The sequence below is a fragment of the Flavobacterium sp. CR10 genome (assembly GCF_055814415.1).
The window spans coordinates 2,922,058-2,937,038 of the sequence record NZ_CP185985.1 but is presented as its reverse complement, the minus strand read 5'-3'; the positions used below and the strand labels follow the sequence as shown (position 1 = coordinate 2,937,038).

General features: G+C 34.0%; 14 protein-coding genes. 9 read left to right on the top strand and 5 right to left on the bottom strand.

The window, feature by feature from the left end:
- Nucleotides 1-47 precede the first annotated feature (47 nt).
- The 4 genes from ACNRYB_RS13040 to dnaK all read right to left on the bottom strand — a co-directional run bounded on the left by ACNRYB_RS13040 (nucleotide 48) and on the right by dnaK (nucleotide 6,708).
- Nucleotides 48-1,232, bottom strand: a complete 1,185-nt coding sequence (locus ACNRYB_RS13040) for an acetate/propionate family kinase (protein ID WP_473727500.1) — start codon at nucleotides 1,230-1,232, stop codon at nucleotides 48-50.
- A 98-nt stretch (nucleotides 1,233-1,330) separates the two neighbouring features.
- On the bottom strand, nucleotides 1,331-3,424 hold the full coding sequence (pta, locus tag ACNRYB_RS13035; protein WP_473727499.1) for a phosphate acetyltransferase: 2,094 nt from the start codon (nucleotides 3,422-3,424) through the stop codon (nucleotides 1,331-1,333).
- A 64-nt stretch (nucleotides 3,425-3,488) separates the two neighbouring features.
- Nucleotides 3,489-4,562: a magnesium/cobalt transporter CorA gene (gene corA, locus ACNRYB_RS13030; RefSeq protein WP_473727498.1), complete on the bottom strand. Its 1,074-nt coding sequence runs from the start codon at nucleotides 4,560-4,562 to the stop codon at nucleotides 3,489-3,491.
- Between the two features lie 259 nt (nucleotides 4,563-4,821).
- Nucleotides 4,822-6,708, bottom strand: coding sequence for a molecular chaperone DnaK (gene dnaK / locus ACNRYB_RS13025; protein ID WP_473727497.1), 1,887 nt, complete (start codon nucleotides 6,706-6,708; stop codon nucleotides 4,822-4,824).
- Between the two features lie 391 nt (nucleotides 6,709-7,099).
- Between dnaK and ACNRYB_RS13020 the strand changes: the two genes are divergently transcribed.
- The 6 genes from ACNRYB_RS13020 (at nucleotide 7,100) to ACNRYB_RS12995 (ending at nucleotide 11,551) form a co-directional block, all read left to right on the top strand.
- Nucleotides 7,100-7,498 carry an NUDIX hydrolase gene (locus ACNRYB_RS13020; protein ID WP_473727496.1) on the top strand — a complete coding sequence of 133 codons (399 nt, stop codon included), beginning with the start codon at nucleotides 7,100-7,102 and terminating at the stop codon, nucleotides 7,496-7,498.
- A 17-nt stretch (nucleotides 7,499-7,515) separates the two neighbouring features.
- On the top strand, nucleotides 7,516-8,799 hold the full coding sequence (locus ACNRYB_RS13015) for a Na+/H+ antiporter (RefSeq protein ID WP_473727495.1): 1,284 nt from the start codon (nucleotides 7,516-7,518) through the stop codon (nucleotides 8,797-8,799).
- A gap of 69 nt (nucleotides 8,800-8,868) precedes the next feature.
- Entirely contained in the window at nucleotides 8,869-9,945 is a 1,077-nt protein-coding gene (locus tag ACNRYB_RS13010) for a saccharopine dehydrogenase family protein (protein WP_317126373.1), read from the top strand.
- 47 nt (nucleotides 9,946-9,992) lie between these two features.
- The gene (locus ACNRYB_RS13005; protein ID WP_129748606.1) at nucleotides 9,993-10,454 is read left to right on the top strand and encodes an SRPBCC family protein; all 462 of its coding nucleotides are present in this window, start codon (nucleotides 9,993-9,995) and stop codon (nucleotides 10,452-10,454) included.
- Nucleotides 10,455-10,517: 63 nt separating this feature from the next.
- Nucleotides 10,518-10,991, top strand: a complete 474-nt coding sequence (locus ACNRYB_RS13000) for a DUF1203 domain-containing protein (protein ID WP_129748605.1) — start codon at nucleotides 10,518-10,520, stop codon at nucleotides 10,989-10,991.
- A 122-nt stretch (nucleotides 10,992-11,113) separates the two neighbouring features.
- Nucleotides 11,114-11,551, top strand: coding sequence for an acyl-CoA thioesterase (locus ACNRYB_RS12995; protein ID WP_111366488.1), 438 nt, complete (start codon nucleotides 11,114-11,116; stop codon nucleotides 11,549-11,551).
- Between the two features lie 90 nt (nucleotides 11,552-11,641).
- Here ACNRYB_RS12995 and ACNRYB_RS12990 read toward each other — a convergent pair whose 3' ends face one another.
- Nucleotides 11,642-12,334 carry a hypothetical protein gene (locus tag ACNRYB_RS12990; protein ID WP_165352485.1) on the bottom strand — a complete coding sequence of 231 codons (693 nt, stop codon included), beginning with the start codon at nucleotides 12,332-12,334 and terminating at the stop codon, nucleotides 11,642-11,644.
- A 279-nt stretch (nucleotides 12,335-12,613) separates the two neighbouring features.
- Here ACNRYB_RS12990 and ACNRYB_RS12985 point away from each other — a divergent pair, with 279 nt between their 5' ends.
- From ACNRYB_RS12985 to ACNRYB_RS12975, 3 genes are all read left to right on the top strand, one after another.
- Nucleotides 12,614-13,603, top strand: a complete 990-nt coding sequence (locus ACNRYB_RS12985) for an alpha/beta fold hydrolase (RefSeq protein ID WP_473727494.1) — start codon at nucleotides 12,614-12,616, stop codon at nucleotides 13,601-13,603.
- Between the two features lie 115 nt (nucleotides 13,604-13,718).
- Entirely contained in the window at nucleotides 13,719-14,108 is a 390-nt protein-coding gene (locus ACNRYB_RS12980; RefSeq protein ID WP_119793713.1) for a DUF1398 domain-containing protein, read from the top strand.
- 14 nt (nucleotides 14,109-14,122) lie between these two features.
- Nucleotides 14,123-14,980 (top strand): ThuA domain-containing protein, encoded by an 858-nt coding sequence (locus ACNRYB_RS12975; RefSeq protein WP_473727493.1) that lies wholly within the window; start codon nucleotides 14,123-14,125, stop codon nucleotides 14,978-14,980.
- Nucleotide 14,981: the final 1 nt, after the last annotated feature.

Here is a 14,981-nt window from a genome sequence, read left to right as displayed (position 1 = left end):
AAAAGGCTCCAAAAAGGAGCCTAAAATTAAGTTTAAAATAAAACTTTCTAATTTTCAAGCAATTGATAAACTTGATTTGCAATTTCGTATTCCTCATCAGTAGGAACAACTAAAACTTTTACAATAGACTTTTCTGAATTGATTTCTCTTAATTCTTTTGAACGTAGTTCATTTTTTCCTGTATCAATTTCAATTCCAAAATAATCCATATCGGTACAAATCAAATTACGCATATAAGATGAATTTTCGCCGATTCCTGCTGTAAAAACAATGGCATTTAAACCGTTTAAAGCTGCGGCATAAGCTCCAATTGTTTTTCTAATTCTATAAGCATTCATTTGCAATGCCAACTGACAATCTTTATTGCCCTTTTCGGCTTCTGCTTCAATATCACGTAAGTCACTATAACCTGTCAGTCCAAGCATACCGCTTTGTTTCAGTAAAACAGCATTTACCTCATCTGGAGTATATCCTAAATTTTTAATCATATAAAAAACAACAGACTGATCAATATCTCCTGCTCGAGTTCCCATAATTAAACCGTTTGAAGGCGAGAATCCCATTGAGGTATCAATACATTTTCCATCTTTAATCGCAGCCATACTGCAACCATTTCCTAAGTGAATGGTAATTATTTTAGAATTATCTTTTAAGTAATTAATAGCCTTTTCAGAAACATATTTGTGGCTTGTACCATGAAAACCGTAAACACGCACTTTATTTTCTGTCAAAAGATAATTCGGAATAGCATATTTATAAGCTACTTCTGGCATTGTTTGATGAAAAGCGGTATCAAAAACAGCTATTTGCTCAGCCGAACCAAAAATCTCTTCTGCCACATTAATTCCTTCTAAATTGGCAGGATTGTGTAAAGGTGCCAATTCAAAAAGCTGTTTGATTTTCTCTTTTACTTTCTCATCAATTTTTACTGTAGCGCTAAAATCGCTTCCGCCATGCACTACACGATGACCCACAGCTGCAATTTCTGAAGTCGATTTAATCACTCCTTTTTCGGCATCTAAAAGCATATTGGCAACTTTCTGCAAACCGACTTTATGATTCGGAATTGGAAGCGTTTCTTCGCGTGAAGCAACAGCCGTTTTAAAAGTGATATTTGAAGTTTCTAAACCAATTCTGTCAATCATTCCAGAACAGATTACTTCGTTTTCTGGCATTACCATTAATTGGTATTTAATTGATGAGCTTCCTGAATTTATAATTAGTATTTTCATTTTTTATTAAAGGTGCTAAGATGCTAAGTTTCTAAGATTCTGAGTTTTTTCCCAAAAACAGAAATTTTTAATTTTTAATTCTCAATTTTTAATTGCATTTACATTCCTTGTGCCTGAATGGCTGTAATAACTACTGTATTAATAATGTCATCTACAGTACAGCCACGGCTTAAGTCGTTTACAGGCTTATTTAAACCTTGCAGCATTGGGCCAATTGCCAAAGCTCCGGTTTCCCTTTGAACGGCTTTGTAAGTATTGTTTCCTGTATTTAAATCAGGGAAAATTAATACGCTGGCTTGTCCTGCCACTTCTGAATCTGGCATTTTGCTTTTTCCAACGCTTAAATCAACTGCGGCATCATACTGAATTGGGCCTTCTATCTTTAAATCTGGTCTTTTTTCTTTTACAATTGCTGTTGCAGTTCTTACTTTATCAACCTCGTCTCCTTTTCCTGATGATCCAGAAGAATAAGAAAGCATGGCAATTTTTGGTTCAATTCCGAATGCTAAACTTGATTCTGCCGAAGAAATAGCAATTTCTGCCAATTGTTCTGCTGTTGGGTTTGGATTAATGGCGCAATCTCCAAAAACAGAAACGCGATCTTCTAGACACATAAAGAACACTGAAGAAACAACAGATGAATTTGGTTTTGTTTTAATGAATTGAAGAGCCGGTAAAATAGTATGCTGAGTAGTATGCGCTGCTCCTGAAACCATCCCGTCTGCGTGCCCTTTGTACACCATCATGGTTCCGAAATAAGATACATCTTCCATTAAATCTCTTGCCATGGTAATACTTACGTTTTTGGCTTTTCTCAGCTCATAATACGTATTAGCATAATCTTCATAAAACTCAGATTCTATCGGATTGATGATATTTACTTTAGAAAAATCAAGTGTGATTCCTAATTCTAAAACTTTACTTTCAATTTGTTTTTTATCTCCAATAATCGAAATATCAACCACATCCATATCTAACAATCTTGAAGCGGCTGTAATAATTCGGTCATCATTCCCTTCTGGCAGTACAATATGTTTTCTGTGCTGTTTAGCTCTTTTCACCATATTGTATTGAAACATTTTTGGCGTCATCCCTTCAGGTTGGAAAGTAATTACTCTTTGCGATAAAGCCTCGATTTCAACATACTTTTCAAAAGTATTAATTGAAGTTTCTATTTTATGCGTGTTGTTGGCGTAAATCTGCGATTTAATAGATCCTATTTTATTGGTAATATGGTAAGTTCCGCCATCAACCGCAATAATCGGAACAATGGCTGAAAGTCCTTCAATGAGCTTTAAAATACTTTCTTCAGGCACAATATTCCCCGTTAGAATAATTCCTGAAATTGTTGGATAATTGGCCGATTCATTTGCTTGTAAAGCTCCCAAAATAATATCTGAACGATCTCCAGGCGTAATTACCAAAGCATTGTCATGCAAATGCACTAGATAATTATGAAGCTGCATGGCTCCTACACTATAATGTCCAATTTCATTGTTCAGATAATTTTCTCCAAACAAAACTTTAGCATTTAATTCGCTTACAATTTCCTGCATGGTTGGATTATTCAAACTCGAAATAAGCGGAATAGTATTAATCAACACATTTGAAGGAAGGCTTTTTTGCAAACTATTGGTAACCAATTCAATATTCTCTGGCTGTACTTTGTTGGCAAAAACCGATAAAACTTCAACCTCCTTTATTTTGAAAGAATCATAAACCAGATACAAACTATCTAAAAGCTCTTCTAAAGTTTTACCCACTCCAGAGCCAACAATTATAGTAGGAATTCCAAGATTTTTGGCGATTAAAACATTTAAATCCAATTCGATTGAAGTTCCTTCGCCGGTAAAGCTGGTTCCTTCAACCAAAACGAAATCAAATCTTTCTTCCAGTTTTTTATATTTTTCAATAATTAAATCCAGGACCTCTCCTATTTTCCCCTTATTCTTCTTTTTGATTAATCTGCTTTTGGTAATGGCATACGCATCTTCAAACTTAATATCAAGGTTAAAATAAGACAAAACAGTTTCGATATGATTATCAACTTCACCATCAACAAAATCTTCAATTATAGGTCTAAAATATCCTACTTTGGCAGTTTTACCAATCAATATACTCATTAATCCGAGTGTAATAATTGATTTCCCGCTATTATGGTCACTAGTGGCTATATATATTGCTTTACTCATAATTATTTATTTTTATTCTAAATACCAAATTTACAAAATCAAATTTTTCAAATATAAAAGAACACTAAAACCAGCGTCGTTTTTTGAAATAGATGATCAGGGCAATTACCAACAAGAACATTACACCCATGACTATAAAATAGCCATTTTGCGTTTTGAGCTCTGGCATGTTTTCAAAGTTCATTCCGTATACTCCAACTATAAAAGTAAGCGGAATAAATATGGCTGATATAATGGTCAGCGTTTTCATGATTTCATTCATTTTTCGGCTTTGTTCCGAAAAATAAAAATTAGAAGCACTTTCCAGTGCGCTCATATCTGATTCTATCTGATCTAAAAGCTCCAAACTTTTTTGATGCAGTCTGATAAAGAAATTGAATGTTTCTTTTTGGATTAAGCCGTTATCATCGTCATCATCTTTCTTCGTTTTTAAATAATAAAGTGAATCTCGAAGTGGCACTATGGAACGTTTTAGAAAGTTTAAGTTATCACGATGATTTTCAATTTTCTCTAAAACAACTGGTTTTGCATCTTTTTTAGTCAAATTGATTAAATCTTCAATTTTATCTTCTTCATCTTCCAATGTAATGTAGAAATTTTCCATAACAGCGTCTAAAAGCAAATACAAGAGATAATCTACCTTTTTGGTCCTAACGATTCCCGCATGGGTACGCAAACGCTCACGGATATGCGTAAAAAAGTCGCTTCGTTTTTCTTGAAAGGAAATTAAAATTCCATCCTTTAAAATAAAACTTAATTGTTCAACACTGATATTATCTGAATATTCAGAAGGAAGAAGTGATTTTATATTAAAGAACAAAACATCTTGCTGGTCTTCTAATTTTGTTCTTTTGGTGGTGTTTAAAATATCGGCAAGCAGGAAATCATCTAATTTAAAATGTGTGCCAATCGTTTTAATGAGATCAATGTCATTAAGTCCGTGAATATTGAGCCAATTGTTTTTTGTATAATCAAAACAAGAATTTAAAGCCAAGACGGTAAACTTATCATATTCGACAACATCTGCGTCATTATATACAAAAAGCTGCATCTCTGTTTCATGTTCTTTATGCGTGCCAGTATACTCTAAAGTAATGTGTTGCAGCTTACGTCCTTTCTTGTATTTAATCTTTCTCATTCACGAAAATTTACAATAGTAATATTACGAAAAAGAATTTGAACAGGAAATGACAATTATCAGTTTGCCTAGAAAGATTAACAAAACACATCAACATAAAAAAAAGTAATATTTTTACTGCTTTTATGCGTTATTAAACCCGACAGGTTTTAAAAACCTGCGGGTTTAATAACGCAACAATATCCATAAAAAAAACCGAGTCATTTCTGACTCGGTTTTCTATCTTATTACATTGTACTAATTACTTAATACTAAAGAATTATTTTACTTCTTCGAATTCAACGTCTTCAACATTGTCTCCAGATTGCTCTTGTTGTGGAGCAGCTTGTTGACCTGCTTGGTCACCACCTTGAGCGTACATTGCCTCTGTAGCTGTTTTCCAAGCTGCATTTACATTGTCTAATCCTTTTTGGATTGCGTCAAGATCTTGAGATTGGTGAGCCATTCTCAATTCAGTTAAAGCATATTCGATAGCTGTTTTTTGCTCGTCTGTTAATTTATCTCCTAATTCTTTCAATTGAGATTCAGTTTGGAAGATAGTACTATCAGCTTCGTTCAATTTCTCAGCTCTTTCTTTTGCGATTCTGTCAGCATCAGCATTAGCTTCAGCATCTTTTTTCATTTTTTCGATTTCTTCAGCTGTTAATCCAGAAGAAGCTTCGATACGGATATCGTGAGATTTTCCTGTTCCTTTATCAGTTGCAGAAACTTTGATGATACCATTAGCATCGATATCGAAAGTTACTTCGATTTGAGGAACTCCTCTTGGTGCTGGTGGAATACCATCTAAGTGGAAACGGCCGATAGTTTTGTTATCAGCAGCCATTGCTCTTTCTCCTTGCAATACGTGGATTTCAACAGATGGTTGAGAATCAGCAGCTGTAGAGAATACTTGAGATTTTTTAGTTGGGATAGTTGTGTTAGCTTCAATTAATTTAGTTAATACACCACCCATAGTTTCGATACCTAAAGAAAGAGGTGTTACGTCAAGTAACAATACATCTTTTACATCTCCAGATAAAACTCCACCTTGAATAGCAGCTCCAATAGCAACAACCTCATCTGGGTTAACTCCTTTAGAAGCTTTTTTACCGAAGAATTTCTCCACTTCATCAGCGATTCTTGGCATACGAGTAGAACCTCCTACAAGGATTACTTCGTCGATATCAGATGTAGATAAACCTGCATCTTTTAACGCTTTAGCAACTGGCTCCATAGAACGTTTTACTAATGCATCTGATAATTGCTCAAATTTAGCTCTAGTTAATTTTTTCACTAAGTGTTTTGGTCCAGAAGCAGTAGCAGTTACGTAAGGTAAGTTTACCTCAGTCTCTGCAGAAGAAGATAATTCAATCTTAGCTTTCTCAGCAGCTTCTTTCAAACGCTGTAATGACATTGGATCTAAACGTAAATCAATACCTTCTTCAGATTTGAATTCGTCAGCTAACCAGTCAATGATAACTTGGTCAAAATCATCACCACCTAAGTGAGTATCACCGTTTGTAGATAATACTTCAAATACACCGTCTCCTAATTCAAGAACAGAGATATCAAAAGTACCTCCACCTAAATCGTAAACAGCAATTTTTTGGTCATTTCCTTTTTTATCTAATCCGTAAGCAAGTGCAGCAGCAGTTGGCTCGTTGATGATACGCATAACTTTAAGACCAGCGATTTCACCAGCTTCTTTTGTAGCTTGACGCTGAGCATCGTTAAAGTATGCAGGAACTGTAATAACTGCCTCAGTTACTGTTTGACCTAAATAGTCTTCAGCAGTTTTTTTCATTTTTTGAAGTGTCATTGCAGACAATTCTTGAGCAGTGTATAAACGACCGTCAATATCCACACGTGGAGTATTGTTGTCACCTTTTACCACTTTGTAAGGAACTCTTTTTGCTTCACCTTCAGTTTCAGCAAAAGTGTGTCCCATGAAACGTTTAATAGAAGCAATCGTTTTTGTAGGATTCGTTACTGCTTGTCTTTTTGCAGGATCACCTACTTTAATTTCTCCACCTTCAACAAAAGCGATGATAGATGGTGTAGTTCTTTTTCCTTCTGCGTTAGGGATAACAACTGCTTCGTTACCTTCCATTACAGAAACACAAGAGTTCGTCGTACCTAAGTCAATTCCGATTATTTTACCCATTTTTTATATATTTAATTTTTGATTTTATTTTAATAACTCAGGTGGCATAAGTCAATCTTTGTGCCAATATAAAAAACCAAAGTAATTTGTCAGTTTTACTGTCGAGACCTAAAATTCATCTGACAACATGACATTTTTAAAACCTGACAATCGTGGCATATCAGTACTTTACATGTCATTTTTAACAGCCTCATCTCATTTTAGTTTCTTCTTTTTTAAAATTAATGCACTTAAAAAATAATCTCAATGAGATTAGACTATCTGTTTATTTTATTAGGAAAACACCATATATTTGGAAAAGATTAAGAAACACAATACCAATAATCCTATAGCATTTTTCATTCTTTTTATTAAAACAAAGCCTGAAAAAATATAGTTTAAAAGAATCATAATGATTGAAATTGATAAAGTAGCATTAATTAAAATTGAGAACGGTCAAATTTTAAGTACAAGATCAAAGGGAAAGAGTAAATATTACATTCCTGGCGGGAAAAGAGAAAATAACGAAACAGATGAGCAAACTCTAGTTAGAGAAATCCAAGAAGAATTAAATGTAGAAATTATACCAAAATCGGTAGAGTATATCGGAACTTTCAAAGCTCAATCAGATGGAGCCGCTAAAGGGATTATGGTAAAGATGACCTGTTACAAAGCAGACTATAACGGAATTCCACAGGAAAGCAATGAAATTGAAGAAATTAAATGGTTAAACTATAAAGATCTGGACATCATATCTGAAGTTGATAAAATTATTTTTAAACACTTAAATGAAAGCGGATTACTAGCTTAAACACCAATTAAAGCAGAATGGAAAATTACAGCATCATAATATTCATACTTGCCATCGTAATAGGACTATCTGCTTTTGCAGATAAATTAAAAATCCCCTATCCTATTCTTTTGGTTATAGTTGGAGTTGAAATTGGCTTTATTCCAACAATGGCAGAAATTGAAATCAATCCTGAAATTATTTTCCTGCTATTTCTTCCTCCTTTATTATACGATGCTTCTTTCAATATTTCGTCAAGAGATTTTAAAACTAATATCCATACTATAACTACTTTGGCAATTTGGCTTGTTTTCCTTACCACTATCGCAATTGCAGTTGTGGCTTATTACTTAATTCCAGAAATGACATGGCCATTGGCGTTTGTCTTGGGCGCAATACTTTCGGCTACAGATGCCGTTGCTGCAATCAACATTACAAAGGGACTTAAAATATCACATAAAACCATTACCATTTTAGAAGGCGAAAGTTTAATTAATGATGCTTCAGCCTTAGTTGCTTATCGTTTTGCAGTAGCAGCCGTAATGGGAGCGGCTTTTATAATTTGGAAAGCAGCTCTAGAATTTATTTTATTGCTTGGTGGCGGTTTTTTGGTTGGATTTGTGATGTCTAAAATTCTTGCATTTATCTTAAAACGAGTGCAAAAAAAGCCCGAAGTAACCATCAGTTTTATGCTTTTAATGCCTTTTGTAACCTACCTCGTAGCCGAGCATCTGCATGTTTCAGGCGTAATTGCTGTCGTTATTCTCGGATTGGCCATTTCGCGATTCAGCAAAAAAATCTTCCCTGAAAGCCTTAAAAATCAATCGAAAGGCCTGTGGGATGTAATTATATTTCTTCTAAACGGATTAATCTTTATTTTAATTGGACTCAATTTTCGCTATGTTTTGAAAGACATTGATAATGAAATAATTCTTCCTTACATTGGCTATGCCACGATTATTACAATTGTCGCGTTATTAGTCCGAATGGCGAGGGTTTATTTGCAGAAAATCAATTTACAAAAGGCATTTCAGAAAAATAAAAATGGAAAAAGAAGAGTAAGTGAACACGCACTTCTTGATTTTGGCAACAGTTTAATCATAAGCTGGTCTGGAATGCGAGGTATTGTATCGTTAGCAATCGCAATCGGATTACCAAGAAACTTAGAAGATGGAGCTCCTTTTCCGCTTCGAAATGCCATTATTTTTATTTCCGTTGCTGTCGTGCTCCTGACTTTAATCGGACAAGGATTAACATTGCCTTGGATCGTTAAAAAAATAAACGAAAAAGCAGAACAAAACAAAATTGATTCTAATTCATAAAGCTTAAAAAAACAAATTCAACTTTATCCTTTCTTTATTTTCATTACCTTCATAGTTTTTTAAACCACTATAAACAAATACGTTAAAAAAACTATTTCCAAGAAACTAGAAAACAACATGAAAGAAAATATTGCAATTTATGGTGCGTATGGCCATACTGGGAAATTTATCGTTTCTGAACTTTACAGACAAGGTTATAAAAATATTGTACTTTCCGGAAGAGATGAACAAAAACTAAAAACACTCCAAAAACAATATCCAGATGCGGCAATAAAAGCAGCCGATATACATGATGCTGCTTCACTTGACAATGCTTTTTCTAATGCAAAAATTATTGTAAACTGTGCTGGTCCTTATCTCGACACGGCTGAGCCTATTATAAAATCGGCTTTGCGTTTAGGAAGCCATTATATTGATTTAACTGCTGAACAAAAACCGGTACTAGATATATTTGAACAATTTTCTGAACAGGCAAGAAAAGATCAAATCCTTATTATTCCTGCTGCCGCATTTTACGGCGGACTTGGCGATTTGTTGAGTACAGCAATAACCAATGACTGGAACGAAACTGAAGAAATAAACATCTATATTGGACTTGACTCTTGGCATCCTACAAAAGGAACCCGATTGACAGGCGAACGAAACCATTACAAAAGACTCATTTTTAAAGATAAACTTTTACAGGAATTTGAAGCAAAGCCAGCGATAAAGTGGGATTTCAAAAAACCTATAGGAGTTAAGGAAATTATAGCTCTGCCACTTTCAGAAATCATTACTATTTCTCGTCATTTGAATGTGAAAAATATTACCACTTATCTAAGTCAAAATTCTCTCGAAGAGCTAAGAAATGAAAACACGCCTGAACCTAAACCTGTCGATAAAAAAAACAGATCGTCTCAGCAATTTACTATAGAAGTAACCGCTTCCAATCAAAATACAACAAGAAGCATTACTGCTAAAGGTCAGGATATTTATGCCGTTACTGCCCCACTGGTTGTCGAAGCAATCAACAGAATACTATCAGGACGAATAAATAAAACTGGTGTGACCACAATGGGCGAAGTGTTTGAAGCTTCAGATTTTTTAGAATCTTTAAATGCCGATGATATTACTATTTCATCGGTTATTGAATCTGTAAACATTTAAATTATATCTAAGTATATTAATACGTTACAAACACTAAAACAGAAAAAATGACTTCAGATATTCTTTCTACAACACCAGATTCAGAAATTGTGACAACACGAATTTTGAATTTCCCGCAAGAACTTGTTTTTAAAGCATGGAGCAATCCTGAGCATTTAAAAAATTGGTGGGGACCAAAAGGCTTTACCAATACATTTCATGAATTTGATTTTCGCGAAGGCGGAATATGGAAATTCACCATGCACGGTCCTGAGAGAGGGAATTTTGAAAACGAATGTGAATTCATCAAAATAGACAGACCCAATCTTATTGCATGGAAACGTCATTCTAAACCGCTTTTTCAAATCCTAACAACATTTGAAACTATTGCTGAAAACCAAACCAAAGTAGTTTTTAAAATGCTTTTTGAAACGGAAGCGGAATGCCAAAAATTAAAACCTTACGTAGTTGATAAAAACGAAGAGAACTTTGACAAGCTTGAAGTTGAATTATCAAAAATTGAATTATAAAACATAGCAAGATTTGGATTTTTTTGCTTCCTAACAAGTATGATTTTTGTATAAAAAAAAATTATGGAAGCAAATTTTAAAATCAAGTCTTTAAATCATACTGAATTTTCAGACTACTTCGAATTAACAGATCTAGAACTAGAAAAAATCGGCGCAATCAGAATGACTGTCGATAAATTTCCAGGATTTCCTTGTAGAGTAAGTCTAGAAGATGCTCAAATGGGTGAAGAAGTTATTCTTTTGCCATACAATCATCATAAAACTACCTCGCCTTATCAAGCAAGCGGACCAATTTTTATACGAAAAAATGCCACTACAGCCACTTTCGAAACAAACGAGATTCCGCGTATGCTCAATCACAGATTACTTTCGTTGCGTGGTTATGACAAAAATGGCATGATGAAAGAAGCGTCTGTAGTTGAAGGAAATACTCTCAAAGAAAGCATCATCAAAACTTTTGAAAACGAAAAAATAGATTACATCCACATTCATAATGCAAGACCAGGATGTTATAATTGTCTAGTCGAAAGAGCATAAAGTATTTTACAAGATGATGGAAATTTCAAAAACAATAAAAAAATATGCATGCATAGTAATTTTATGATATTCGTTTGTTTTTTATTTGTAATTTCGATTTCTCATTAAATTACAATTATAAAATGGCTTCATTTGTAAAAGAAATATCTTTCCGCTGGTCAGATTTAGACCCAAATTTTCACGTTCGTCACAGTGCTTATTATGATTTTGGCGCACAACATCGTATCGAAATCCTTGAAGAATTGGGATTAACTCTAAAAGTAATGCAGACACAAGGTTTTGGCCCTGTTTTATTTAGAGAAGAATGCGTTTTTAGAAAAGAATTAAAACTTTCAGACAAAATATTCATTCATACCAAAACTTCAAAAATGAAAGCCGATGCTTCTCGCTGGTCTATCATTCACGAATTTAGAAGAGAAGACGATACGCTTTGTGCGACGATTACGGTTGATGGCGCATGGATGGATACCAAACTGAGAAAATTGGCTTCTCCTACTCCAGAAATTGCAATTCAAGCGTTGAGCATTTTCCCTAAAAGCGATGATTTTGTTGGGTTGTAAACCAGCAATAACCTTATAAAAAATCCCAAAAACAACTACTGATATTGTCTTTGGGATTTTTTTCTCAACAAACTTTTATTTTTAATTTCGTTATTCAAACTTTAATCCAAAGTTTACCCTTTCAAAAGTGGTGCTGCAGGAAAACGCAAATCGTCCGACGTTGACAGTTCCAAAAATTCCACCTACTGAATGCCCAGAATAAAATCCTCCAGCTGAAAATCGGCGAACCTGATATTTTAAAGCAATATCATTTACTCTCGAACTCAATTGTCCAAAAGCAATCACATGTGGGATAATTTCATAACTTCCAAAAACTTTGGGAACCAGTTTTTTATAGTAATCAAAACTTTCATCGGTTTCATAATCAATTATTGACGAATGCAGATTTTCTAAATTTCCGCCGATATAGGTATTTTCAGAAAAATGCCATGAGATGCTAAAACCTGTAAAAGTTCCTTCGTAACCGCTTCTAGAATCGACATATCCTATGCCGATTGTGGCTCTAAATTTATCGCAAATTTTACCGATGTAACCAACATAGGTGCGATCAATTTCAGACTTGTCGATTCCAGCACCAAAAATAATATCGTCTTCACACATCGTAAGCGCATACTGAAAATAAGCTGAATACTGGTCTTGATTAGCCGCGACAACGCTCCGGCCTTTATCAAGGTCTATATTTGCAGAAATTAAGGTTGAGTTTATAACGGCGAAATCAAAAGTATTGAGTTCTTGGGCAAATGTGGGGACTGTTAGCAGGAGCAAAAGTATTGTCTTTTTCATAATACTAATATTTAAGGCTTACAACATTCTGATACTAAATTACATCCATTTTTCCTATTAATAAAAGAAGTCCTTTGAAGTGCTACATTATTCGTTAAAATACATTATTTTCATAATCAGCATCATTTAATCGATAAAATTTCAATAAATCATCGATTATTGGCATTAAAAACAATGAAACCATTTAAAAGCTTTTTTCTGATAACTTTAAGATTTTGAGCTTTGTTTTAAAATTGGTTCGGTTTAACTTTATGAATCAAAAAAACAATTCTCTCTCAAATGAAAATCCTGAAACTATTATTCATATTAATTCCTTGCTTAAGCTTTGGCCAAAAGGGCAATACAAAAGCTCTAGATATTAATTTAACTAATTATGAATATCCTTTTCCTGTTCATTTTATCGAATTGAGCAATCAGCGCCAATACATGAAAATGAGTTATATGGATATTATTCCAGAAAACTATAATCAGAAAAATATTGTTTTACTACACGGAAAAAATTTCAACGGTGCTTATTGGGAAACCACAATTAAAGCGCTTACAAAAGAAGGTTATCGTGTAATTGTTCCAGACCAAATTGGTTTCGGAAAATCGACAAAGCCAGATCATTTTCAATATACTTTTCAGCAATTAGCAGAAAATACCAAAAAACTCTTAGATCATTTAGGAATTAGCAAAACTACAATTTTAGGACATTCTATGGGCGGAATGCTGGCAACGCGCTTTGCATTGATGTATCCGGAAACGACAGAAAAACTGGTTTTAGAAAATCCGATTGGTTTAGAAGATTGGAAATTAGTCGTGCCATACAAACCTGTTGATTGGTGGTACGAATCGGAATTAAAGCAGAATTACGAAAGCATCAAGCAATATCAAATGGCAAATTATTATGACGGAAAATGGAATGCCGATTATCAAAAATGGGCTGAACTTGGCGCAGGCTGGACAACCGCGCCCGATTATGATATTGTGGCTTGGAACTCGGCTCTTTTGTACGATATGATTTTTACACAGCCTGTTTTGTATGAATTTAAAAACATCAAATGCCCAACATTATTGATTATCGGAACGAGAGATAAAACAGCTTTAGGAAAACCATTGGTTTCTGAAGAAGTGAGAAAAACAATGGGAAATTATGCTGAATTGGGCAAGAAAACTCAAAAAGCAATTCCGAATGCAAAACTCGTGGAGATTCCAAACACAGGACATTTGCCACATATCGAATCTTTTGATTCGTTTATAAAATCATTAATCGTATTTTTGAAATGATATTTTTTTCCGCCACAAATTACACGAATTAATTTTCTGAAATCTTTAAATAAAAAATTCGTGTAATTTGTGGCGAAATCTAAAATCTAAAATCAACAATCTAAAAACTAAAAATATGTTTACAATAGAACAAATAAAAGAAGCCCATTCAAAAGTAAAAACGGGTGCGGATTTTCCAAATTATATTCAGGATTTAATAATCCTTGGCGTTAAAGGTTATGACACTTTTGTGCATGACGGAAGCGTTGTTTACTACGGATTAAATAATTACACAGCCGCAGCTGAAGAAAAATATCCCGAAATTAAAGTTGCTGATTTTCCGAACAAAGAACTTTTTATAGAAAATTTGGTAAAACACCAGCATGGCGAAACCGATTATATGACTTTCTGCAATCACTGTGCACAAGCCGGAATTGCAAAATGGCGTGTTGATATAGTTGAAATGACTTGCACTTATTTTGACAAATCGGAACATGAAATTTTAATCGAAAAAATTCCTGTATAATTCCTTAACCATTCATGACTATTTTTAACCAAAACCACCAAACCTTTTTTAAAAGAAGCATTTTAGTTTTCCTTTTAACCTTTTCTCTATTTGCCTTTTCGCAAAAGAAAAAAGAGAATCCAAAATTTAAAGTTATTGCTTTTTATACCGCAAAAAATGATCAGGCACATATCAGTTTTGTGCATGAAGCCAATAAATACTTTCCGAAGTTAGCTGAAAAAAATCGTTTTCAGTATGATTCTACCAGCAATTGGGACAATTTAAACGCTAAGTTTTTGGCAAAATATCAAGTTGTTTTATTTCTAGACACACGTCCAGAAAAAAAAGAACAGCGCGAAGCTTTCCAGAAATATATGGAAAATGGTGGCGGTTTCATCGGATTTCACTTCTCAGCATTTGCTTTAAACAATTCAAGTTACAATCAAGATTGGGACTGGTATCACAATACTTTTTTAGGTTCTGGCGAATACGGAAGCAATACTTGGAAACCGACTTCGGCAGTTTTAAGAGTAGAAAATCAGCATCCTGTGACCAAAAATCTACCTAAAACCTTTTCTTCTGCTCCAAACGAATGGTACAGATGGTCGAATGATTTAACCAAAAATCCAGACATTGAAATTTTATTGGCAATAGACGAATCTAGTTTTCCTTTAGGAACGGGTCCAAAAGCTCATGAAATTTGGCACAGCGGTTACTATCCTGTAGTTTGGACAAACAAGAAATACAAAATGCTGTACGTAAATATGGGACATAATGATATTGATTATGAAGGCGGAACAAACAAAACCTTATCGTACTCCTTTGAAAACAAAACACAAAGTCAATTAATTTTGAATGCTTTGCTTTGGCTTGGCAATTCTAAGAAAAAATAAA